24 protein-coding genes are annotated in these 22,485 nt (G+C 62.5%); 15 read left to right on the forward strand and 9 right to left on the reverse strand.

The window, feature by feature from the left end:
* From ACEN84_RS24450 to ACEN84_RS24490, 9 genes are all read left to right on the forward strand, one after another.
* Window positions 1-765: an HpcH/HpaI aldolase family protein gene (locus ACEN84_RS24450; protein ID WP_413711989.1), complete on the forward strand. Its 765-nt coding sequence runs from the start codon at window positions 1-3 to the stop codon at window positions 763-765.
* 376 nt (window positions 766-1,141) lie between these two features.
* Window positions 1,142-2,398, forward strand: coding sequence for an ABC transporter substrate-binding protein (locus ACEN84_RS24455; protein ID WP_413711990.1), 1,257 nt, complete (start codon window positions 1,142-1,144; stop codon window positions 2,396-2,398).
* Between the two features lie 42 nt (window positions 2,399-2,440).
* A complete protein-coding gene (locus ACEN84_RS24460) occupies window positions 2,441-3,157 on the forward strand; it encodes an ABC transporter ATP-binding protein (protein ID WP_413711991.1) in 717 nt (238 codons plus the stop codon).
* 2 nt (window positions 3,158-3,159) lie between these two features.
* On the forward strand, window positions 3,160-3,939 hold the full coding sequence (locus ACEN84_RS24465; protein WP_413711992.1) for an ABC transporter ATP-binding protein: 780 nt from the start codon (window positions 3,160-3,162) through the stop codon (window positions 3,937-3,939).
* Window positions 3,940-3,941: 2 nt separating this feature from the next.
* The gene (locus ACEN84_RS24470; protein WP_413711993.1) at window positions 3,942-4,862 is read left to right on the forward strand and encodes a branched-chain amino acid ABC transporter permease; all 921 of its coding nucleotides are present in this window, start codon (window positions 3,942-3,944) and stop codon (window positions 4,860-4,862) included.
* Window positions 4,863-4,873: 11 nt separating this feature from the next.
* Window positions 4,874-6,061 (forward strand): branched-chain amino acid ABC transporter permease, encoded by a 1,188-nt coding sequence (locus tag ACEN84_RS24475; protein ID WP_413711994.1) that lies wholly within the window; start codon window positions 4,874-4,876, stop codon window positions 6,059-6,061.
* Entirely contained in the window at window positions 6,058-6,939 is an 882-nt protein-coding gene (locus ACEN84_RS24480; RefSeq protein WP_413711995.1) for an alpha/beta hydrolase, read from the forward strand. The genes ACEN84_RS24475 and ACEN84_RS24480 overlap by 4 nt, the downstream gene beginning before the upstream one ends.
* Before the next feature lie 165 nt (window positions 6,940-7,104).
* On the forward strand, window positions 7,105-7,317 hold the full coding sequence (locus ACEN84_RS24485; RefSeq protein ID WP_112714557.1) for a hypothetical protein: 213 nt from the start codon (window positions 7,105-7,107) through the stop codon (window positions 7,315-7,317).
* A complete protein-coding gene (locus ACEN84_RS24490; protein WP_203430235.1) occupies window positions 7,307-7,681 on the forward strand; it encodes a hypothetical protein in 375 nt (124 codons plus the stop codon). Before ACEN84_RS24485 ends, ACEN84_RS24490 begins: the two co-directional genes overlap by 11 nt.
* Before the next feature lie 25 nt (window positions 7,682-7,706).
* Here the strand turns inward: ACEN84_RS24490 and ACEN84_RS24495 are convergent, their stop codons facing one another.
* Window positions 7,707-7,973, reverse strand: a complete 267-nt coding sequence (locus ACEN84_RS24495) for a hypothetical protein (protein ID WP_413711996.1) — start codon at window positions 7,971-7,973, stop codon at window positions 7,707-7,709.
* Between the two features lie 38 nt (window positions 7,974-8,011).
* A complete protein-coding gene (locus tag ACEN84_RS24500) occupies window positions 8,012-8,164 on the reverse strand; it encodes a hypothetical protein (RefSeq protein ID WP_413711997.1) in 153 nt (50 codons plus the stop codon).
* A gap of 171 nt (window positions 8,165-8,335) precedes the next feature.
* Here ACEN84_RS24500 and ACEN84_RS24505 point away from each other — a divergent pair, with 171 nt between their 5' ends.
* Window positions 8,336-8,596 (forward strand): DUF982 domain-containing protein, encoded by a 261-nt coding sequence (locus tag ACEN84_RS24505; protein WP_112714563.1) that lies wholly within the window; start codon window positions 8,336-8,338, stop codon window positions 8,594-8,596.
* Between the two features lie 265 nt (window positions 8,597-8,861).
* On the forward strand, window positions 8,862-9,995 hold the full coding sequence (locus tag ACEN84_RS24510; RefSeq protein ID WP_413711998.1) for an HPP family protein: 1,134 nt from the start codon (window positions 8,862-8,864) through the stop codon (window positions 9,993-9,995).
* On the opposite strand, the gene ACEN84_RS24515 is transcribed toward ACEN84_RS24510, so the two are convergent.
* The 6 genes from ACEN84_RS24515 to ACEN84_RS24540 all read right to left on the reverse strand — a co-directional run bounded on the left by ACEN84_RS24515 (window position 9,973) and on the right by ACEN84_RS24540 (window position 16,628).
* Window positions 9,973-10,275: a hypothetical protein gene (locus tag ACEN84_RS24515; RefSeq protein ID WP_413711999.1), complete on the reverse strand. Its 303-nt coding sequence runs from the start codon at window positions 10,273-10,275 to the stop codon at window positions 9,973-9,975. The genes ACEN84_RS24510 and ACEN84_RS24515 overlap by 23 nt on opposite strands.
* A 154-nt stretch (window positions 10,276-10,429) precedes the next feature.
* Complete coding sequence (locus ACEN84_RS24520) at window positions 10,430-11,179, reverse strand: amino acid ABC transporter ATP-binding protein (RefSeq protein WP_112715094.1); 750 nt, start codon at window positions 11,177-11,179, stop codon at window positions 10,430-10,432.
* A gap of 14 nt (window positions 11,180-11,193) precedes the next feature.
* Window positions 11,194-11,853 (reverse strand): amino acid ABC transporter permease, encoded by a 660-nt coding sequence (locus ACEN84_RS24525; RefSeq protein WP_199625599.1) that lies wholly within the window; start codon window positions 11,851-11,853, stop codon window positions 11,194-11,196.
* A gap of 10 nt (window positions 11,854-11,863) precedes the next feature.
* Window positions 11,864-12,511, reverse strand: a complete 648-nt coding sequence (locus ACEN84_RS24530) for an amino acid ABC transporter permease (RefSeq protein WP_112714571.1) — start codon at window positions 12,509-12,511, stop codon at window positions 11,864-11,866.
* 58 nt (window positions 12,512-12,569) lie between these two features.
* Window positions 12,570-13,358 carry an ABC transporter substrate-binding protein gene (locus ACEN84_RS24535; protein WP_413712000.1) on the reverse strand — a complete coding sequence of 263 codons (789 nt, stop codon included), beginning with the start codon at window positions 13,356-13,358 and terminating at the stop codon, window positions 12,570-12,572.
* A gap of 222 nt (window positions 13,359-13,580) precedes the next feature.
* Complete coding sequence (locus tag ACEN84_RS24540; protein ID WP_413712001.1) at window positions 13,581-16,628, reverse strand: aminotransferase class III-fold pyridoxal phosphate-dependent enzyme; 3,048 nt, start codon at window positions 16,626-16,628, stop codon at window positions 13,581-13,583.
* Between the two features lie 138 nt (window positions 16,629-16,766).
* Between ACEN84_RS24540 and ACEN84_RS24545 the strand changes: the two genes are divergently transcribed.
* Window positions 16,767-17,207, forward strand: a complete 441-nt coding sequence (locus ACEN84_RS24545; RefSeq protein ID WP_112714577.1) for an Lrp/AsnC family transcriptional regulator — start codon at window positions 16,767-16,769, stop codon at window positions 17,205-17,207.
* Between the two features lie 13 nt (window positions 17,208-17,220).
* On the opposite strand, the gene ACEN84_RS24550 is transcribed toward ACEN84_RS24545, so the two are convergent.
* Window positions 17,221-18,147, reverse strand: a complete 927-nt coding sequence (locus ACEN84_RS24550) for a LysR family transcriptional regulator (RefSeq protein WP_413712002.1) — start codon at window positions 18,145-18,147, stop codon at window positions 17,221-17,223.
* A 112-nt stretch (window positions 18,148-18,259) separates the two neighbouring features.
* Here ACEN84_RS24550 and ACEN84_RS24555 point away from each other — a divergent pair, with 112 nt between their 5' ends.
* The 3 genes from ACEN84_RS24555 to ACEN84_RS24565 are packed head-to-tail and all read left to right on the forward strand — an operon-like array spanning window position 18,260 to window position 22,474.
* Complete coding sequence (locus tag ACEN84_RS24555) at window positions 18,260-19,651, forward strand: VOC family protein (RefSeq protein ID WP_413712003.1); 1,392 nt, start codon at window positions 18,260-18,262, stop codon at window positions 19,649-19,651.
* 42 nt (window positions 19,652-19,693) lie between these two features.
* Window positions 19,694-21,226, forward strand: a complete 1,533-nt coding sequence (locus tag ACEN84_RS24560) for an aldehyde dehydrogenase family protein (protein WP_413712004.1) — start codon at window positions 19,694-19,696, stop codon at window positions 21,224-21,226.
* A 12-nt stretch (window positions 21,227-21,238) separates the two neighbouring features.
* Window positions 21,239-22,474: a pyridoxal phosphate-dependent aminotransferase gene (locus tag ACEN84_RS24565; RefSeq protein WP_413712005.1), complete on the forward strand. Its 1,236-nt coding sequence runs from the start codon at window positions 21,239-21,241 to the stop codon at window positions 22,472-22,474.
* Window positions 22,475-22,485 lie beyond the last annotated feature (11 nt).

Below are 22,485 nucleotides of genomic sequence, written 5' to 3' on the forward strand. Positions count from 1 at the left end.
ATGCCCCGCAATCTGTTCAAACAGGCCCTCTCGGAGGGCCGCCGCCAGCATGGCCTCTGGTGCACCCTGTCCTCTGCCTTTGCCACAGAAGTGGTAGCAGGGGCGGGTTACGACTGGCTGCTGCTCGATACCGAGCATTCGCCCGGCGATGCGCTGACCGTGCTGCCGCAGCTCCAGGTGATCGCCGGCTATCCCGGCGTCTCCGCGATCGTCCGGCCCGCTTCCAACGATGCGGTGCTGATCAAGCGGCTGCTCGATATCGGCGCCCAGACGCTGCTGATCCCCTATGTCCAGAACGCGGCGGAGGCGGAAGCCGCCGTGCGCGCGACCCGCTATCCGCCATGCGGCATACGCGGCGTCTCCGGCCTGACCCGGGCGACCCGTTTTGGCCGCGAGAAGGGCTATTTCGACAAGGCCGCCGAGGATCTCTGCGTCATCGTCCAGATCGAGACGGCGGAAGCGCTCGGCAACCTCAAAGCCATCGCGGCGGTTCCGGGTGTCGATGCGCTCTTCGTCGGTCCCGCCGATCTCGCCGCCAGCATCGGCTTCGGCGCCGATCTTAGCAATCCCGGCCTGCGCAAGACGGTCGTCGATGCGATCAGCAAGATCAAGGCAGCTGGCAAGCCCGCCGGGCTTCTGAGCGGCGATCCGGTGCTGATGAAGATGGCGGCGGAAGCCGGCGTCGATTTTCTCGCCGTCGGCGTCGATGCCGGGCTGCTGGCGCGGTCGTCGGAAGCGCTGCTCACGCAGGCGGCATCGCTCTAGAAGGGCGGCCGATAGCGCCCGGTCTGCGGGCTGAAACATGCTCTGCCGTGGCTTCCTGCCGCGCTGATTTCCTGTTGATTTTCAATAGGAAAGGCGCGGCGTTGCCGTATTTGCAGCCCGGCAGGAAAACGCCGAAAAATTGTTAATGTCTTATTTTTTTCATATTGACGTAACTATGAAAAATAATAGACTTCACGGCAGATCAATACCAGACAGTCAGCCCGCCCGTTCAGGCCGCGGAATGTGAGTTCGACGCCCCGCGCATAGCGGCGGCGAAGGGTCTCGCTCGGCCTCAAAACGATCGGTCACGCATGCCCAATCGCCCGGAGATGCCCTCCGGGAGACAGGTTCTTTGCTGCCAATAAAGGGGAACGATATGACGGCAAGCCTTATCAGCATGAAGAGAATTCTCGCAGGCGCATTTCTGCTTACCGCTTTGCCCGCCGGGCAGGCGCTGGCGGCGGACTGTAACATCAACATCGGCCGCATCGTTCCGATGACCGGCCCGCTCGCCGATGTCGGCAAAGATACGCCGTGGGTCGACGACAACAAGCTGAAGCCGATCAACGACGCCGGTGGACTGAAGGTCGGCAACGATCTCTGCAAGATCAGCTACAAGATCTACGACAGCAAGAGCACCGTCGCCGGTTCGGCCGAAGCCGCCACCCAGGCCATCCTGCAGGACAAGGTGGATTTCCTGATGGCGCAGGGCACGCCCGATACGACCAATGCGCCCTCCGATCTCTGCGAGCGCAACAAGATCCCCTGCATCGTCACCAACACCCCGGTCGAAGCCTGGCTTCTCGGCCCCGACGGCAAGCCGAAGGAATACAAGTACGCCTCCGAATTCTTCTTCTCGGTGCCCGATCTGGTGAAGAACCATGTCGGCATGATCAAGGCGCTGCCGGGCGGCTTCAACGGCAAGATCGGCTATCTCTATCCGAACGATGCCGACGGCACCGTCTTTGCCAAGATCTTCGATCCGGTCTTCAAGGGGGAGGGCTGGAAGCCTGTCGATCCCGGCCGTTTCCAGCAGGGGCTGCCCGACTTCTCGTCGCTGATCAACCAGTTCAAGCGCAATCACGTCGAGGTCGTCGCCGGTGTGCTCGCCCCGCCGGATATGCAGAACTATCTGCAGCAGGCCGCCCAGGCAGGTTTCAAGCCGAAAATGTACATCATCGACAAGGGCACCGGCTATCCGGAGCCGATGGCGGCCCTCGGCGAGGTCGGCTACGGGCTGCTCTCGGTGAACTTCTGGTCGCCGGCCTATCCTGGCAGCTCGTCCTTCGGCGGCTATAGCGGCCAGGCGCTGGTCGACAGTTTCGAGAAGGCGACCGGCAAGCAGTATATCCCGCCGCTCGGTTACGACGATGCCTCCTATGACGTGCTGCTGAGCGCCATCCAGCGCGCCGGCACCAAGGACAGGGAAGCGGTCCTCGCCGCGCTGCGGACGACGAAGGTCGATACCGTCGCCGGTCCCGTCGCCTTCAACAAGCAGAACTTCTCGGTCCAGCCGCTCGGCGGCGCGCAATGGCGCTTCGACCAGGCGCAGGGAAAGATCATCAAGGAAAACGTCTTCAACGCCGTCTATCCGTCGGTCCAGAAGACGGCCGAGATGAAGCTCTACGAATAGGGCGCCTTCGATCTGCGACACATCCGGACGGAGACACCCGACATGACCAGGATTCTCGAAGTCACCAATCTCACCAAATCCTTCGGCGCGCTCACTGTGGCGAAAGACGTGAGTTTCCATGTCTCGGAAGGCGAAGTGCTTGGCGTGATCGGCCCGAACGGCGCCGGAAAGACGACGCTGTTCGGCATGCTCTCCGGCCATATCAAGCCTTCGTCCGGCATGGTGCGGTTCTGCGGCAAGGACATCACGACGGCGCCGCCGCATCGCCGTGCCAGGCTCGGCATCGGGCGGACCTATCAGGTGCCGAAGCCTTTCGGGCAAATGACCGTCGAGCAGAACCTGCGCGTGGCGGCAACCTTTGCCGGACAGATGGACCAGCGTTCCGCCGACCATTGGGTCGGCGAGACGCTGGCGCTGACCGGGCTTTCGGCCCATGCCGGCATGTTCGCCGGCAGCCTGCCGCTCCTGGTGCGCAAACGCCACGAGCTTGCCCGCGCGCTCGCCATGCGGCCGCGCCTGCTGCTGATCGACGAGGTGGCGGCGGGGCTGACCGAGGAGGAGGTGAGCGCCTTCATCTCCATGGTGAAAAGCGTGCGCACCCTCGGTATCGCCGTCGTCTGGATCGAGCATGTGATCCGCACGATGCTGACCGCCACCGATCGGCTGATGGTTCTGGCCGGCGGCGAGATCGTCGCCGACGGCAATCCCGACAAGGTCATGGCCCTTCCCGAAACCCGCCGCATCTATCTCGGAGCCTGACGATGGCCGCGACCGAAACCATTCTCGCACTCGACGAAATCTCCGCCTTCTATGGCGAGCTGCAGGCGCTGTTCGATCTCGATCTCGAGCTTCGCCGCGGCGACATTCTGGCGCTGATCGGAGCCAACGGCGCCGGCAAATCGACGCTGCTGCGGACCATCACCGGACTGACGGCCGTCGGCGGCAAGACGCGGCTGACCGGCCGCATGCGCTTCGAGGGCCAGGCGATCGAACGCCTGCCGCCCGAGCGCATCGTCGAGCTGGGCATTGCTCTCGTCCCGGAGGGACGGCGGCTGTTTTCGCGCATGAGCGTCGAAGACAATTTGCTCTGCGGCGCCTACCTGCCGGTCTGGCGCCATAGCGCCCGGCTGAAACTCGATGAAATCTACGATCTCTTCCCGCGGCTTGCCGAACGGCGCCGCCAGATCGTGACGCAAATGTCCGGCGGCGAGCAGCAGATGGTGGCGATCGGCCGGGCGCTGATGACCTCGCCGCGCCTGCTGCTGCTCGATGAAGTCTCGCTCGGGCTTTCGCCTGCCACCGTCGAGGACCTCTACGGCAATCTGCAGCGGTTGCGCGACCGGTTGAGCATCATCCTCGTGGAACAGGATCTGCAGCGGGCGATGACCTTTGCCGGGCGCGCCGCCGTCATGCTGGAGGGCCGCATCGTCCTGTCCGGTGAGACCGCTGCGCTCACCCGCGAGGCGATCACCGCCGCCTATTTCGGCGGCGGCCGCCATTCCCATCCCTCGATCCGCAAATTTGCCCAGGGAGCTCTGTGATCATGACAATGGAGGATTTCTACTGGGCCTGGATCGACCTCGTCAACGGCCTGATGACGGGAGCGACGCTTGGCGGCTATTACGCGCTGATCAGCGTCGGCCTTGCGCTCAGCTTCGGGGTCATGAAGCTCGTCAACCTGTCGCATGGCGACTGGCTGATCCTGGCGGCCTATCTCGCCGTCGTCATTCTCGGGCTCTATCCGGTCTCGCCTTTCTGGGCGCTGCTGCCGCTGGTGCCCGTGATGTTTCTCATCGGCTATGCCCTGCAGCGCGGACTGCTGAACCGCGTCTCGACATTCGCCGTCGAGCGGCGCGGCCTCTCGCCGATCATGGGGATGATGCTGCCGCTGCTGATCACCTTCGGCATCTCGACGGTGCTGTCGCAGGCAATGCAGGTGGTGTTCAGCACCAACGCCCAGACGATCCGCAACAGCTATTCCTTCTCGGCGATAGCGCTCAGCGACGATCTCAGCATCTCGACGCTGCGCTTCGGCTTTCTCGTGCTCGCCGCCCTGCTGATCGGCGCGCTGGCGCTGTTCATCCAGCGCACCCATATCGGCCGGGCGATCCGGGCGACATCTGATGATGCCGAGATCGCCGCGCTGATGGGAATGCGCACGGCCCATGTCTATGGCGTTGCCGCCGGGCTTTCGCTGATGTTTGCCGCCTTCGCAGGGTTCATGATCGGCATGTCGCGCTCCTTCCAGCCGTTCGATGGCCCTCCCTACCTGTTGACCGCCTTCGGCGTCGTCGTCATCGGCGGGCTCGGATCGCTCGGTGGCTGCTTCCTGGGCGGTATCGCGCTCGGCATCACCCAGGTTCTGGCCGGCACCTATTTTGGGCCGGCGGCGCAGCAGCTCGCCGGCTACCTGCTCATTCTTCTCGTACTCGCAGCACGCCCCCAGGGGCTCTTCAAGCGATAGGACCGGCACCCATGGACATCTCCAGTTCCCCCGCCATCGGCTCGCCTCCGGCAACCGCCAGCCTTGCCAGACCGGCGCCGCGGCTGACCGCAGTATTCGCTTTGCTCGCCGCCTTGATGCTCGTTCCCATAGCAACCGGCGCCGACAGCTATGTCGTCCACCTGCTGATGTCGGTCTTCATCTTCGCGACGCTCGGCCATGCCTGGAACCTGATGGCCGGGTTCGGCGGCATGCTCTCCTTCGGCCAGCAGGTATTCATCGGCCTTGCCGGCCTTTCCGAAGCCATCCTGATCTACTACGCCGCCGCACCCATGGCGGCGGTCTGGATCTTTGCCGGCCTCGTGCCGCTGGCTTTTGCCGTGCTGCTCGTCGTGCCGATGGGCTTCAAACGGCCGGTGAGGCGATCCTGGGCGCTCGGCGCCGCCCTCTGTCTTGCCGTTGGATATGAGATCGCCGTGACGCTGCGACCCGAGCTCGATCTCTTCGGCGACGCCTTCACCCGCCGCGCCTCGCTGCTGCTCTTCCTGTTTCTCGGCGCCCTGCCGCTCCTGCGGCTTCGCGGCGCGCATTTCGCCATCGCCACCTGGCTGATCGCCGAATCCGTCGCGACGATCTTCAACGGCTGGCCGCTTGCGGGTGCAGGCGGCGGCATGCAGATCAATGCCGGTGTCGATGCGCTGACGCTCTATTATCTGGCGCTCGGCCTCGCCGCCGCCGTCACGCTCGGCATCTTCCTCTCGATGCGCTCGACCTACGGACTGGCGCTGATGGCGGTGCGCGACGATGAGGAGGCGGCCGAAAGCAGCGGCATCGACGTGATGCGCATCAAGACCGCGATCTTCCTGATCAGTGCCTTCGTGACCGGGCTCGCGGCCGGGCTCTATTTCATGGACGCGATGATCATCACGCCGGCATCCGGCTTCTCGATCTCCTGGGCGTCCTACGTCGTCTTCGTCGCCGTGGCCGGCGGCATGGGAACCGTCTCCGGCCCGCTGATCGGCGCTGTCCTCTTCGTCATCGTCGACCGCATCCTCGGCCAGATGTCCGGCCAGGGCCAACTGGTGCTCGGACTGATATCGATCGCCCTGATGCTGTTTCTGCCGCAGGGGCTCGCCGGCCTTCTCGAGCGGCGTGGCGGGCACCGCCCCGCCCTCACCCGATCGCTACAGCAACCATCCACCTCAGGAGAAGCGCAATGACACAGCTGTTTTCAGGCTACGAGACCCAGGCCGCGCTGGATGCCGCCTATGACGTCGAGGCCTCCGTTCCCGATTTCATGATCTATGCGCGCCGTTTCATGGAAGACAGCGCGGCCGCGGAGGCGGCCATCGCCGACAAGCAGCTCGGTATCGCCTACGGCCCGACGCTGATGGAGCATCTCGATCTCTACCGTCCCTCGCCTTCTCCGAAGAAGGCGCCGATCTTCGTCTTCGTTCACGGCGGCTACTGGAAATCGCTGACCTCGCGGGTCTTCTCCATGGTGGCGCCGGGGCCGGTCGCGGCGGGTGCCTGTGTCGTCAACGTCACCTACGATCTCTGCCCCACCGTCGAAATCGGCGAGATCGTCCGCCAGGTCAGGGCCGCCGTCGCCTGGACCTACAGGAATGCCGAATCTTTCGGCGGCGATCCCGACAGGATCGTTGTCGGCGGGCATTCTGCGGGCGGCCACCTGACGGCCACCACGCTGCTGACCGACTGGTCGCGCTACGGCCTGCCTGACGACACGGTGAAGGCCGGTTTTGCGATCAGCGGCCTGTTCGACCTGACACCGCTTGCCGGCAGCTTCCTGCAGCCGTCGCTGAGGCTGACGCCGACAACGATCCAGAACGACAGCCCGCTGTTGAATGTCCGCAAGCTCGCCGCACCGCTTGCGCTGACCTGGGGCGATGCGGATCCGGAGGCTTTTGCCGGGCAATCCCGGCGTTTCGAGGAGGCCTGGCAAGCCAGCGGCAATCGCTCCAGCAGCTTCGTCCTGCCGAATGCAAACCACTTCGAAGTGCTGGAAGGTTTCAAGACGCGCGATGGAATAATGACCCGCACCGTCATGAATCTCTTCGACGGAAAGCTACCGCGTTGAAAAGGTTGAGGCAGGTGCGGCCGGGCGGCGGATCATCCTGAAACACACCCTGTCAGTATTTACGGGATGTTCACCATGCCAGCCGCATCGGCCTTCGCAGGCCATGATTGCCGGTTAAGTGTCTAGCGAAACTCGATCCCGAGTCGCTTCAGACATAGGAACCTCATGGGCTATCTGACATCCGATGTTCAATCGCTCCTGCACGAGCTCGATCTGTTCGCAGCCGACCTTTCGAATCTGACGAAATCGGTCGAGGTGACGGCGCTCGAGCTTCGCTTTGCCATGCTGCGGGCGATGATCGAGGATAGCCTGGGCATCAACTCGTCGAACGACAATGCGGCGTCGGAAAGCCTGGATGGAGCCGGTCATGCGAGCTGACCGGATGAAAATGCGCGCCTCGCTCGCCCGCATCCACGCCGATGCCCGGCACATGCCGCTGACGCAGCTGTCGCTGGAGACGGCCGCCTTCATCGCCGAGCTGGAGCGTGTCGCCATATCGCTGCCCGGCATGACCGATATCGGCAAACGCGACGAACTGACCAAGGTCTGCGAGGCGGGGTTCGAGCTGTCGGGAAAGCTCGACGACGGGACGCCGGCAGCGAGTGAATTCGAGGATGCCATCACCGGACTGGGCATGATGCAGGCGAGCGAGAGCGAGCTGCTGGAAGCGATCGTCGGCGTCGCGCAATCGGCTCTCGCCCTGCTGACGGCCAGGGATGGCCGCGCGAACGGCGCGCTCTAATCAGCCCCGCCAAGTCAGGGGCCACCTATTCGATGACCGCCAGGCGCGTCCCGAATTTTTCGGCGAGCGCCCGGCATTCGGCGCAATCGAGCATCAGCTCTCCCATTACCACCTTGGCCCCGCGATGCTCGCAGGCGGCCTTTTCCAGGCTGGCCACATGCAGGATCGCGTTGCCGAGCAGCATGTTGCACGGGCTTTCTTCGAGATCGTCGCCATGCACATTGTGAAGATGGACGCCCGAGACCGTCGCCAGCCAGTCGCGCTTCATCAGAACTTCTTCGTCGTCGACCACTGCACTATCCTCCTTGAGCAACCGGACGATCGCAGACGTCAGCCGTGGCGCTTGAAATACTGCACCTCGCGCTCATGCTTCTCGGCCGCCTCGCGGCTCTTGAACGTCCCGAGATTGCGCCGTTTGTGGGTCTTCGGATCGACCTTGCGGGAATAAAGCCGGTATTCGCCGGATTTCAGCTTGCGGATCATGGTCATCTCCTCTGCATTCCATAAATTCGCGGAATGGCCTCCCGGTTCCCGACTACGGCATGGACAACCGCTTAGCGCCTCCTTAATCATGCTGCGAATGCGGAGATTTCCGGCTTTGACGCCGTGACGGTGTACTCTGTATGGTTTTCCTGTCTTGGTTGAGGGCTGGACATGAGTACACGTCGTTGGGAAATGCCGGTTCTGGTCGCCTGCAAGCGAACGGGCGACATGCATATCGTGGCGACGACAGCAGAGGCCCTGGCCATCCTGCTGAACGCATGGCCGGTTTCGAACGGCCGCGCCTTCATGGAAGCACTGCAGATCTGCTCGGATGTCGAGGCCGGGCTGCGCACGCCGCTGGAAGCGAGGCTGAGCTTCATCTCCGCCGCCTCCGAGGCAGGCGTCCCGATAGAAGCGCCTGCCGTCGTCTAGCGTATAGTGTGCCGAACGGAAAGCGCGCTTCGGACCACAAGATGCGTCACCTCGTCCTGGTTCTCTGGCACAGCAGGTCTTGATCGCGTTCTCATTTCGAGAATAGAAGAGCCTCGACAGTTGAGATGCCTGGCCGATGCGGCGGTTTATTCCCTATCACCGTTGATCCCCTTAGCGGCACCGAGGACCTGCTCCTTGCCGCGCCATCCGCCTCCCCGGCACAGATTTCTCACTGAAGACAGCAATTCATCTGACAGGCCGATCCATGCCCCCTAAAGGACCGCGCGACGCAGCGAGCAAGCGCTCCCTATCATCCAGGCTCTTCCACCCCATGCTGGCGGGCGCGACGCTTCGCGACCGGCTTCTTGCCTGTCTCGGGGCGCTGGTGGCGATCGCGCTCACCGGCCTTATGTGCGGATTGCTGTTTGGCGAAGGATCGCATCTGCCGCTGATCGTTGCGCCGATGGGCGCCTCCGCCGTGCTTCTCTTTGCCGTGCCGGCGAGTCCGCTGGCGCAGCCCTGGTCGATCATCGGCGGCAATACCATCTCGGCGATCATGGGCGTTGCCGCCGCCAGCCTGATCAAGGATCCGATCATCGCCACCGGCGTCGGCGTGTCCTTGGCGATCGCCGCCATGTCCTTCACCCGCTGCCTGCATCCGCCGGGCGGTGCTGCGGCTTTGACGGCCGTTCTCGGCGGGCCTGTCGTCGCCAGTTGGGGAATGCTGTTTCCCTTCGTGCCGGTGGCGCTGAACTCCTGCCTGCTGGTGGCGATCGGCCTGCTGTTCCACAAGCTGTCGCGCCACAACTATCCGCATGTTGCCGCCGCCCCTGTGAACACGCACCTGACGGCCGATCCGCCGGCAGCCGAGCGCACCGGATTTCGTGACGAGGATATCGATGCGGCGCTCGCCGCCTTGAACGAAGCCTTCGACATCGATCGCGCCGATCTCGGCCGCGTGCTGCGCCGCGTCGAATTCGAGGCCGTTGCCCGCTCGAACGCCGAAATCACCTGCGCCGACATCATGTCGCGCGACGTCATCGCCATCGATTTCGATGGTACCATTGAGCAGGCCCGATGGCTGCTTCTCCACCACAATATCCGCACGCTGCCGGTCAGGGACGCGGAGAGGCGGCTGATCGGAACGGTCGGCCTGCGCGAAATCGCGCTCCTGCCAGGCTCACTGGAGGGTCAGATTTCGGAAGCGGTCACCGCCCGCGCCGAAGACCGGGCCTTCGATCTCCTGCCGCTTCTGACCGATGGCCGCACCCACGCCGTCATCATCGTCGACGACAACAGTCATATCCTCGGGCTGATCTCGCAAACCGATCTGCTGAGCGCCGTCGCCCGGTCGCTTCCGAAGAAAGAGGGACCGCCTATCTCAGCGCAACGTAGCTGAGCAGGCAGGCGACCGACAACGCCGCCGTCATCCGCGGATTGTCGTGATCGAAGACCAGCGCCACCAGAAGGCCACCGCCGATGGCGACGGCCGCATACCACAGCCCCCGATCGGAAACCGCCAGCGCGAGTGCCGCCAGGAACACCGCACTCGCCACCATCGTCACCGGCGAGGACTGCTCAGCAATCTCGCCTTTCGCGAGATAAGGCAGGCTGAACCGGCGCAGGCTGAGGCCAAGTGCTGCGGCAAGAAGCAGGCAGGTTATCGCAAGGTTGAACATGGGCACCCATCGATCTGTCGATATCAGATCGAAGCAAGCGCCGTGCCACCCCTCTAATCCCGGTGTTTTCCGCCTATGGCGGCCGAAGGCTGACTATTTCGCCAGCAGGGCGCGCCTTTTTTCGGCAGGCGAGCCTCCACTGCGAGCGTGAGCCTTACCGGTCGTGCAGATGTTTCTTCAGAAATGAGCGGGTTCGATCCTGCGCCGGATTCTGGAAGATCTGTTGCGGCGTCCCTTCCTCGACGACGACACCGCCGTCCATGAAGACGATCCGGTCAGCGACTTCGCCGGCGAAGCGCATTTCATGGGTCACGATCAACATCGTCATGTGCTCGGCAGCGAGCTGTTTCATCACGGCGTTGACCTCATCCACCAGCTCGGGATCCAGCGCCGATGTCGCCTCGTCGAAAAGCATCACCTTCGGCTGCATGGCCAGCGCTCTGGCAATGGCCACGCGTTGCTTCTGGCCACCCGACAGGCGGGACGGATATTCGTCGATCTTGTCCGCCAGGCCGACCTTCGACAGCAGACCGAGCGCGAGCTCCCGGGCCGCCTGTTTCGAAAGGCCTTTGAGCTTGATCGGCCCAAGCGCGATATTCTCGAAAACCGTCAGATGCGGGAACAGATTGAAGTGCTGGAATACCATGCCCATCTGCTGGCGCACGGCATTGATATGCTTCTCGAAGGCTTGCCCCTTAAGCGGCCTGTTCACCTGCTCCCCGTCCAGCCAGATCTCTCCGGCGTTGAGCAATTCGAGCTGATTGATCGATCGCAGAAGCGTGCTTTTTCCTGACCCGCTGGGGCCGATGATCGCGATGATCTGGCCCCGCGACACAGAGAGGTCGATACCCTTGAGGACCTCCAGCGGCCCATATGCCTTCCGGGCGCCTTTGACCTCGACCATAAGCTTTGCGGTGCTCACCGTGACATCTCCACCTTGATTTCAAGAAATTGCAGGCCGGCTTCGAGAACAAGATTGGCCGCGTAATAGATGGCGGCGACAGTCAGGTAGAATTCGAACGGGCTGTAGGTCTCGCTGATAGCGAGCTGTGCGCTGTAGACCAGTTCGGCAATGCCGATGATGGAGACCAGCGATGTGTCCTTCAGGAGAACGATCAGGTTGTTTCCGATGGGCGCAATCGTCCGGCGCAGCGCCTGCGGAACGATAACGTAGCGCTGTGCCTGACCGCGGCTGAGCCCGATCGAACGGGCGCCTTCCATTTGTCCTGCGTCGACAGACAATATTCCGGCTCTGAAGACGTCGGCATTGTAGACGGCAAAATGCAGGCTGAGGCCTATGATACCGGCGCCGATCGCCGGAATGTCGATGCCGACCTGCACCAGACCGTAATAGATCAGATAGAGCTGCAGAAGCAGCGGCGTTCCCATGAGAAGCCAGGTCAGAAAGCGAACCGGCAAGGCCCAGAACCACGGGGCGTAAAGCAGCACGAGCGCAAAGCCAATGCCGAAGGTAAGGCTCAGTATGCTTGAGCCGACGAACATGACGAGTGTCCACCACAAGCCGGTCGCAAGAAGCCCGGCATAGGGCGTAACGATGGAGAAATCCAGATTCTGCATATCGGCGTCCTCACCTTGCCGCGAAACGCTGATCAAGGCGATCGACGACCAACCGGACCGCATAGACCATGACGATGTAAAGCACTGCGGATACCGAGAAGATTTCGAACGGCTTGTAGGTTGAACTGATGAACCGCTGGGCGGTGTAAGTCAGCTCCACGACGGAGATCGATGACACCAAGGCAGATCCCTTGATCAGCCCCACGGCGTTCACGCCGAGCGGTCTGATCATCAACCGCGCCGCCTGGGGCAGCACCACGAGCCTGAGTGTCGCAGCCCGTCCAAATCCGATCGATCTGGCGGCTTCCGACTGGCCACGGTCGACATTCTCGATGGCTCCGCGGATGGATTCCGCCATATACGCGGCAATGTTCAGGCCGAGGCCGATCACGCCGGCGACGAAAGGGTCAAGCTCCAGGCCCATTTGCGGTCCGCCAAAATAGATGACGAAGAGCTGAACCAGACAGGGCGTGCCGCGGAACACACTAACGTAGAGCCTGGAGAGGCACCGGACAGCAAGAAAATCGGAAAGCCGGAGAGCGACCAGCGCGATCGCGACCAGGAATCCGAGCAAAAGTGAAAGACAAGATATCTGCACCGTCACCCACGCGGCCTCCAAAAAGAAGGGGAGGACGCGCTGCATAAGCGCCAAATCCATAGAAACGCTCCGAAAAGTCGAATGGTCAGGGCCGGAATTGATCCGGCCCTTATCGGGATCAGCGGATGTCGCGGCCAATCCACTGCATCGAGATCTTTTCGTAGGCACCGTCCGCCTGCATGTCCTCAAGGACCTTTTGCATCTTGGCCTTGAGCTCCGGGTTGTTCTTGCGGATCGCAATACCGAGAGCTTCGCGGCCACCTTCGATGTTCGGGGTATCGAGGATGCGAACCTTCTGGCCCGTTTCCTTGACAGCGACCATGACGGGGATGCTGTCCATGACGAGCGCATCGATGCGTCCGGCATCAAGGTCGACGAGCATTTCGGGAAGACCCTTGTAGGTGCGCACGGTCAGATTGCCCTGGGCTCGCGCCCACTTGTCGTGGGAATCGCCGAGCGTGACGCCGACGGTCTTGCCGGCGAGCTCTTCAAGCTTCTGGATCGGCGAGTCCGCCTTGACGACGATCGTGCGGCCCGCGTGGTAGTAAGGTCCGACAAAGTCGACTGCTTTTTCGCGCTCGGGAGTGATCGTCATGGACGCGACGATTGCGTCATATTTCTTGGCCAGAAGGCCGGCGATGATGCCGTCGAACGGCGTCGTGACGATCTTCGCCTTGACACCCATGCGCTCTGCCATGGCCTCGCTGATCGAGGCGTCGAAGCCAACGATCTCGTTCTTGTCGTTCGCGAAGCTGAACGGCGGATATTGGCCGCTCATCGCAACGCGAAGGTCGCCTGAATCCTGAATCGTCTTCAGTTCGTCGGCCGATGCCGGCGACGTTGAAAATGCGGCTGCAACCGCGATAGCGGCGACCGCGATGAAACTTTTAAGCCTATGATTGGGCACGTCATATCTCCTCTGGGATTATTTTATTTCGTTCTTGTGGGTCTCACCGGGCAACCGTCACCCGAAGAGTTTTGCATGGCGGTTTTCCATGGGCATCCGGCAAGATGTCAGTCGGGCTGACACATTGCCGGAAACGACCGGCACTTTGCCGGCCGATGCTATGGGCGCGATGCAAGGTCCCGGCGCCGGCCAAGCGGCGCCGGATAGGCTGGATTCTCCGCTCTATTTCAGGGCTGCTTCGAAGCTCGCGCTCAACACGTCGAGCAGGTGGTCGGCATTGGCCTGCGAAAAGACCATCGGCGGCCGCATCTTCAGGACGTTGTCGTGCGGCCCTTCCGTTCCCATCAGGATCCCACGTTCGCGCGCCCCGTCGTTGATCTTCCTTGCCAGGTCCGTCGCCGGAGCTTTCGTCTTGCGATCAACGACCAGTTCGATACCAAGGAACAGCCCCAGCCCGCGCACGTCGCCGATGATGTCGAAGCGCTGCTGCATCTTGCGGAAGCCATCGAGCAGATAGTTGCCGACGCTGAGAGCATTCTCCCGCAGGCGGTCGCGCTCGATCGCATTCAGCACGGCGAGCCCGATCGCGCACGACACCGGATTTCCGGCGAACGTATTGAAATACTCCATGCCGTTGTTGAAACTGTCCGCCACTTCACGTGTGGTCACCACGGCCGACATCGGGTGGCCATTGCCGATCGGCTTGCCCATCGAGACGATGTCGGGAACAACATCCTGCGTTTCAAAGGCCCACCAGTGGCTTCCGACCCGGCCAAAGCCCACCTGGACCTCATCGGCCAGGCAAAGGCCGCCTGCGGCCCGGACCATGGCATAGACTTCCTTGAGATAGCCGTCCGGCAAGAAGACCTGACCGGCGACGCTCGGAATGGATTCCGCAATGAAGAAGCCCGGGGAGCGCCCGTCTCTGCGCATCGCTTCGATATGATCCGCAACGCTCTGCGCGAAACGCTTGGCGTGCTCCGCATGGGGCCAGCTTTCGGGTGCGTGGTAGCTGTCTGGGATGACCGCTTCATAGACGTGGTCGGGCCGTCCCTTGCCGCCCTTGCGCTTATACTTGTAGGCGCTGAGATCGATAAGTTCCTGCGTCGTGCCGTGATAGGCCCAGTCGAGGACGATAGCCTCGTTGTGGCCCGTATGATTGCGCGCCATCCGCAACATCAGGCTATTGGCTTCGCTGCCCGAGCAAGCGAAGGAAGCAACAGCGAGGCCCGCGGGCAACGTTGCCGTCAGCCGCTCGGCATATTCAACGATGTTATCGTGAAGATAGCGCGTATTGGTGTTGAGCACGGCTGCCTGACGTGAAACCGCCTCGACGACATCCGGGTGGCTATGGCCGAGATGGCATACGTTGTTGAAGCAATCGAGATAGGCGCGGCCGAAATTGTCGATCAGCCATGCGCCTTCACCACGCACGAACTTGATCGGCTCGGAATAGGAAATCGACAGGTTGGGAAGCAGAAGTTCCCGGCGCTTGGAAATGATTTCTTCCCTCGTTCGGCCGGTCTGACCGAATGCTTCCGGCGGAATCTTGGCGAGCGCCGCGACATCGGGAAAGAGGTCTTCCCAGACGTCGAGATAGGCAGCCTCGCCGACGCCGATGATCTCGGCCGCGGTCAATTCGGTGTCTGATGATACCTGGAAGTGGAGATGGGGCGTCCAGCCGCCATTCTCGCCGATACCACCCATGTAGCCGACGAGATCACCGGCCTCCAGCCGATCGCCGGGCTTGAGGCGTTCGAGGGCTTCATGGGCCATATGACCCCAAAGCGTGTTGAAGGGCGGGCATCCTTCCGGCCGGTGCTCAAGCAGGACCAAGCCGCCGTAGCCGAGAGGTTCGCGCTCGACCTCGACGCTCTTCACGGTCGCCGCAAGGGGGGTAAAGAGCGGCGTTTGCGCCGGCATGAACAGATCGACGCCGAGATGATGAATTCGCCGCTTGCCTTCGATGAAGCGCGATTCAAAGGCCTTGTCTGTGTAGACGGTTCTCGCCTCGCCCCAGGGGCCGATACCGAGCGTGACCTTGTGGCGTGCCGAGAAGTCGTCCCACCATTTTGTCGCCTCTTCGGGACGCTGCTCCGCCGAGGCAACGGTCATCACATGTGCGGGATCGCCATAAGGCACGATTGCCTTGGTCATCTGCGCCGCCGCAGGGCGAACGACATCCGAGAACGACTTGCTATTGTCAGAAATCCAGCGGCGCACCGCGCCGGCACCCTCGATGGCATCGAAGCCGCAGGCTTTCCGGAGGATCGCTGTCGCAAGGCGCGGGTTCATCGCATCCATCTTTTCAAGCAATCGCCAGGCCGGTGCCTCGCTGATTGCCAGGTAGGGATTGTCGCCGGTCTGCTCGTGACGCGACGCCGAGAAGGTCACGCTGGTGACGAGGCGCATTGCGATCAGGTTGAACAGGACGTCGATTTCCTCCGCCTGAAGCGGATAACGCTCATGGAATCCCGCAGCCAGAGCAGCGGCCGCGCCGATCGGGTCTTCCATATCGAGAATGGCGTAGGCACAGGCAATGGCGACTTCGGCGATGAGGACGGTGTGGACGGCATCGCCGAAATCGATGACGCCGGAAATCCGCTGATGGTCGTTCTCGTCGACGAGAATGTTCCAGTCGTTGGCGTCGTTGTGGATGACCTGTGACCGCAGACGCGAGAGCTTCGGTTCGACCTTGTCTTCGAAGGCCGCAATGAAGCGCTCGAGGATCGCCCGCCGGCTCTCGTCCCTGATAAAGTGGAGACGCTGACGCGCGCGCTTGGCATGACGCAGATCCCAATCCAGATCACGCAGGGCACCCGGATGAATGAAGCCTTGAAGGGCGCGGTCCAGCTCGCCCAGCGAGCGGCCAAAACTACGCATGAGCTCGGTCGTCCTGCCGACCTCCGCAAGCGGCTTGCCGGCCAGCCAGCCGACGAGCCGCACCGCATGTGCCTCGCCATTGGCAGCAAACGTGCTGGCCAGAAAATCGCCCGCGCGGCTCTCCTTGAGGTGCGGCACCATGAGGTCCGGTGCTGCCCGGCCAAGATGATGAAGAAGAGCGGTCTGGAATTCGCTTTCGATCTTCGGTTCGGTCGCGTTGACGATCTTGAGGATCCAGCCGGCGTCGGTCTCCGTCTTGATGCGGTAGTTGCGATCACGCTCGCTATCAAGAGGCGAAGCAGTTCCCTCAACCCCGAATATATCCTTGGCGAGACGTTCCGCATCATCAGGAGAAAACTGTGGCGCCGGATGGGAAAGATCGGTCATAGTCGTTGTTTTTCCAAGCTATTTCTTATTCGAACAACTTGGCATGCAATGTGTTTTGAGGCATCAAGTAAGCTGTCGGATCGAACCGGCATATTGTCGGGATGGGCCGACATATGTCCGGTCCTGAGGAGGATGGGCATGCGTGAGCTCGACGTCAAAGATCGCGAGATACTCCAGATCCTGTCCAAGGAAGCGCGTATCGCTCTGAAGACTTTGGCCGGAAGAATCGGGCTGTCGCGCAGCGCGACGAGCGAGCGTGTGACGAATCTCGAGCGCAGCGGCATTATCAGGGGCTATCGCGCCGATATTGGTGAGATCGATGCCAATGTCATCCGGGCGATCTTGCTGGTCAGCCTGAAGCGGACGCCCGCCCTCGGTCTGCTCGATCTGCTTGCCCGCAATACGCAGGTTCGCCGTGTTTCCTCGGTCAGCGGTCAGCTCGACCTTATAATAGAGTTGGAAGCAGCCTCGATCGACGATCTCAATCGTATCCGCGATATGATCGCCAGCCACGAGACCGTCGACGACATCACCACGGCGGTCGTGCTGCGCCGGGATATCGATCGCGAGACGCGCTAATGGTTAAACAGCGCTACTCCGCGCGGGCCACGCTTGCGGCCACCGGCTCATCCGCGCCCACTTCCGACAAAAGCCAGCTTTGAAACTCCTCCGCCACGGGATGGCTCTGCTTTTCCTCGGGCCGGACGACGTAGTAGGCGTTTTCGGTGCGCATCGTCGTCGGCAGCAGCGGGGTGAGGAGGCCGGAGCGCAGTTCTTCCTCGATCAGGTAGGTCGGCAGCAGGGCGGCGCCGAGGCCGGATATGGCAGCAGAGACCATCATCGAGAACTGGTCGAAACGCAGGCCGTGATAGGCGTTTTCGATGCCGAGTTCCTGCAGGCGGGAGAAATCGGACCACAGCTTCGGGCGGGTGGTCAGATGCAGAAGCGGCATCTGCGTGAAGTCCGGGCGGCCATCGATGCGGTACTGCTTGGCGAGCTCGGCGCTTGCGGCCGGGATCACGGTTTCGTCGCAGAGGAAGACCGGAGTGCCGCCCGCCCAGACCGGCAGGCCGTAATGAATGGCGAGATCGAAGCTGTCTTCCATGAAGCTGAACGGCTTGGAGCGGGATTCGATCGTCAGCGACACATCGGGGCAACGCGCCAGAAAGCGGCCGAGCCGCGGCACCAGCCATTTCGCCCCGAATGTCGGCAGGGTCGCGACCTTCAGTGTGGCGCGCATGCGCCCGGCAGCGGCCGCATCGATCATCAGCCGCTCTGAACGCGACAGAAGATCCCGGACCTCCGAAAGCAGCCGGCGCCCGGCCTCCGACAGTATGACCCGCTGGCGTATCCGTTCGAACAGCTTCAGCCCCGTTTGCTTTTCGAGATCGGCGATCTGGCGGCTGATGGCGCTCTGCGTCAGGTTCAGCTCTTCGGCGGCGCGCGAAAAATTTCCATGCCGTGCGGCGCATTCGAAAGCCTGCAACGTGACGATGTCGGGAACCAGGCTTCTGCGCATATCATTCCGTTTCGGCATCAAGTTAGGTGTAGATTTCACAACACGAGACTATATGGACGGAATATAGTGCATTTCGAGCATGAAGTCCTATCGTTTTCGAAGGTTGAGCAAAATGACGAAGCACGTCACGTCGAGCGAAATCCGGTCGTCCTTTTCCGCGGCCATGTCGGCCATGTACCGCACCGAGGTTCCCGCTTACGGAACGCTGATGGACCTGGTCGCGCGCGTCAATGACGAGGCCCTCTCCGCCGAGCCGGAACTCAAAACGCGCCTCGAAGCGACCGACAATCTAGAGCGCATTTCCGAGGAACGCCACGGGGCGATCCGTCTCGGAACGGCTGAAGAGCTGGCGATGATGCGTCGCGTCTTTGCCGTCATGGGCATGTATCCGGTCGGCTATTACGATCTCTCGACTGCAGGCGTTCCGGTTCATTCGACCGCCTTCCGGCCGGTCGGCGACGCCGCGCTGAAGCGCAATCCCTTCCGCGTCTTCACCTCGCTGCTCCGCCTTGATCTCATTGCCGACGCTGAGCTGCGCGAGGAAGCGGCAAAGATCCTGGCGACCCGCCGCATCTTCACCGGTGAGGCGATCGAGCTGACGAAGAAAGCCGAAGAGAACGGCGGGCTAACCAAGGACGATGCCGATCGTTTCGTGGCTGCTGTGCTCGAAACCTTCCGCTGGCACGACAAGGCGATCGTCGATGTCGCGATGTACCATCGTCTGCATGACGCGCACCGCCTGATTGCCGACGTCGTCTCCTTCAAGGGCCCGCATATCAATCACCTGACGCCGCGCACGCTCGATATCGACAAGGTGCAGAGCTTGATGCCCGAGTACGGCATTGCGCCGAAGGCCGTTGTCGAGGGTCCGCCGACCCGGCGCTGCGCCATTCTGCTGCGCCAGACCTCGTTCAAGGCGCTCGAAGAAGCCGTCGCCTTTTCGGATGGCAAGGGCGGCTGGCAGACCGGCTCGCATACGGCGCGTTTCGGCGAGATCGAACAGCGCGGCATTGCGCTGACGCCGAAGGGCCGCGGCCTCTACGACCAGCTTCTGGAACAGTCGCGCAAGGTCGTGCGCCCGGCGGCCGACGGTTCGAATGCCGATGCCTACGAGGCAGCGCTTGCCGCCACCTTCGAGGCCTTCCCCGATGACTGGGCGGCGATCCGCGCCGAAGGGCTCGGCTATTTCAGCTATTCGCTGACCGAGAAGGGCATGAAGGCATCGACGGATGCAGCCGACATCGAAACGCTGGTTTCGGACGGTCTCGTCCAGTTCGACCCAATCGTCTACGAAGACTTCCTGCCGGTCAGCGCCGCCGGGATTTTTCAGTCCAATCTCGGCGACGGCGCGCAACAGGAATTCGTCGCCAGCCCCAACCAGCAGCGCTTCGAGACCGATCTCGGCGCCAAGGTTCTCAACGAATTCGATCACTATGCAGGGATCGAGCAAGCATCGATCGACGAATGCCTTTCGAGGCTCTCGCGCCGCCCCGCGGCTCAGTAATCGTCAAAACACGGCAGCAATCCGCACATTGGAGTCCGGCACATGAACATTTCCGTAAAGTCCTCTTCTGTCCTCGACGAAGCACACGCCATTCTCGATCGCCTCGGCGTCGACAAGTCCGCCTATACCGATGGCAGCATGGTTTCCTTCTCCCCCATCACCGGCGAGAAGATCGGCAAGCTGAAGACCGTCGACGCGAAGGGTGCAGCCGCCGCGATCGAAGAGGCGCATGCGGCCTTCCAGACCTGGCGCCTGACGCCCGCTCCGAAGCGCGGCGAACTCGTGCGTCTTCTCGGTGAGGAATTGCGCGCCGCCAAGGCCGATCTCGGCCGCCTCGTCTCGATCGAAGCCGGCAAGATCCCGTCTGAAGGTCTCGGCGAAGTGCAGGAAATGATCGACATCTGCGATTACGCAGTCGGCCTGTCGCGCCAGCTCTACGGCCTGACGATCGCCACCGAACGTCCCGGCCACCGGATGATGGAAACCTGGCACCCGCTCGGCGTCGTCGGCATCATCTCCGCCTTCAATTTCCCGGTTGCCGTCTGGTCCTGGAATGCTGCGCTCGCCCTCGTCTGCGGCAACAGCGTCGTCTGGAAGCCGTCGGAAAAGACGCCCCTGACGGCGCTCGCATCGCAGGCCATTCTGGAGCGCGCCCTGAAGCGCTTCGGCGACGCGCCGGCCGGCCTGTCGCAGGTCATCATCGGCGGCCGCGAGATCGGCGAAGCACTCGTCGACCACAAAAACGTCGCGCTGGTCTCGGCGACGGGCTCCACCCGCATGGGCCGTGAAGTCGGCCCGCGCCTTGCCAAGCGCTTTGCCCGCTCGATCCTCGAACTCGGCGGCAACAACGGCGGCATCGTCTGCCCGTCGGCCGATCTCGACATGGCGCTGCGCGCCATCGCCTTCGGCGCCATGGGCACCGCCGGTCAGCGCTGCACGACGCTTCGCCGCCTCTTCGTCCACGACAGCGTTTATGAAGAGCTCGTTCCGCGCCTGAAGAAGGCCTATGCCAGCGTCTCCGTCGGCAACCCGCTCGACAGCGCAGCTCTCGTGGGCCCGCTCGTCGACAAGGCCGCTTATGACGGCATGCAGAAGGCGCTCGGCGAAGCCCGGGCGCATGGCGGCAGCGTCCATGGTGGCGACCGCGTCGATCTCGGCCATCCCGATGCCTATTACGTCAAGCCGGCGCTTGTCGAAATGCCGAAGCACGAAGGTCCGGTTTTCGAAGAAACCTTCGCGCCGATCCTCTATGTCATGAAATACTCCGATTTCGACGCCGTCATTGCCGATCACAATGCGGTCGGTGCCGGCCTCTCCTCGTCGATCTTCACGCTCGACATGCGTGAGGCAGAGCGCTTCCTTGCCGCCGACGGTTCGGATTGCGGTATCGCCAACGTCAATATCGGCACATCCGGCGCCGAAATCGGCGGGGCGTTCGGCGGTGAAAAGGAAACCGGCGGCGGCCGCGAATCCGGCTCGGACGCCTGGCGCGCCTACATGCGCCGTGCGACCAACACGATCAACTATTCGAAGGCCCTGCCTTTGGCACAGGGCGTATCCTTCGACATCGCATAAGGTGGACCTGTCATGACGGTTTCAGCGAAAATCGAGGAGGCGGGCTTCCGGCCCGCTTCGCGGATCGCCTCGGTCGGCGTTTCGAAGATCCTGCAGATCGGCGCGAAGGCCGCCGCCATGAAGCGTGATGGCCTTCCGGTCATCATTCTCGGCGCCGGCGAGCCCGATTTCGACACGCCTGATAATGTCAAGGATGCCGCCAAGCGGGCGATCGACGCCGGGGAGACGAAATATACCGCTCTCGACGGCACACAGGCCCTGAAGAAGGCGATCGTCGAAAAGTTCCGCCGCGAAAACGGCGTCGACTATACGACCGAGGAAGTGACGGTTGCCACCGGCGCCAAGCAGATCCTGTTCAACGCCTTCATGGCGAGCATCGATCCGGGCGATGAGGTGATCATCCCGACCCCCTACTGGACCTCCTATTCCGATATCGTCGAGATTTGCGGCGGCGTTTCGGTGCTGATCCCCTGCGATGCAGCGGCGGGATTCCGCCTGCAGGCCGAGCAGTTGGAAAAGGCGATCACGCCGAAGACCCGCTGGGTGCTGCTCAACTCGCCGTCCAACCCGTCGGGTGCTGCCTATAGCGCCGAAGACTACCGCCCGCTGCTCGATGTGCTTTTGCGCCATCCGCATGTCTGGCTGATGGTCGACGATATGTATGAGCACATCGTCTATGACGATTTTGCCTTCGTGACGCCGGTTGCGATCGAGCCGCGGCTGAAGGAGCGCACGCTGACCATCAATGGCGTGTCGAAGGCCTATGCGATGACCGGCTGGCGCATCGGCTATGCCGGTGGCCCCAAGGCGCTGATCAAGGCCATGGCGGTCATCCAGAGCCAGGCCACCTCCTGCCCCTCCTCCGTCAGCCAGGCGGCCTCCGTCGAGGCGCTGAACGGGCCGCAGGATTTCCTGAAGGGCCGGCGCGACAGCTTCCGCCAGCGGCGCGATCTCGTCGTCTCCCGGCTGAACGCGATCGACGGCCTGGAATGCCGCACGCCGGAAGGCGCCTTCTACACCTTCTCGGGATGTGCGGGCGTACTCGGCAAGACGACGCCGAAGGGCAAGAGACTGGAAGCCGATCAGGATTTCACCGATTACCTGCTCGAAGAGGCGCATGTCGCGGTGGTTCCGGGATCAGCGTTCGGACTTTCGCCCTACTTCCGGATTTCCTACGCGACATCGGAAGCGGAACTCGTCGAGGCCCTCGACCGCATCGAGCGCGCCTGCGCCGCATTGCGGACCTGACCCGTCCCGGC

It is taken from the genome of Rhizobium sp. Rhizsp82, assembly GCF_047325115.1.
Taxonomy (GTDB): Bacteria; Pseudomonadota; Alphaproteobacteria; order Rhizobiales; family Rhizobiaceae; genus Rhizobium.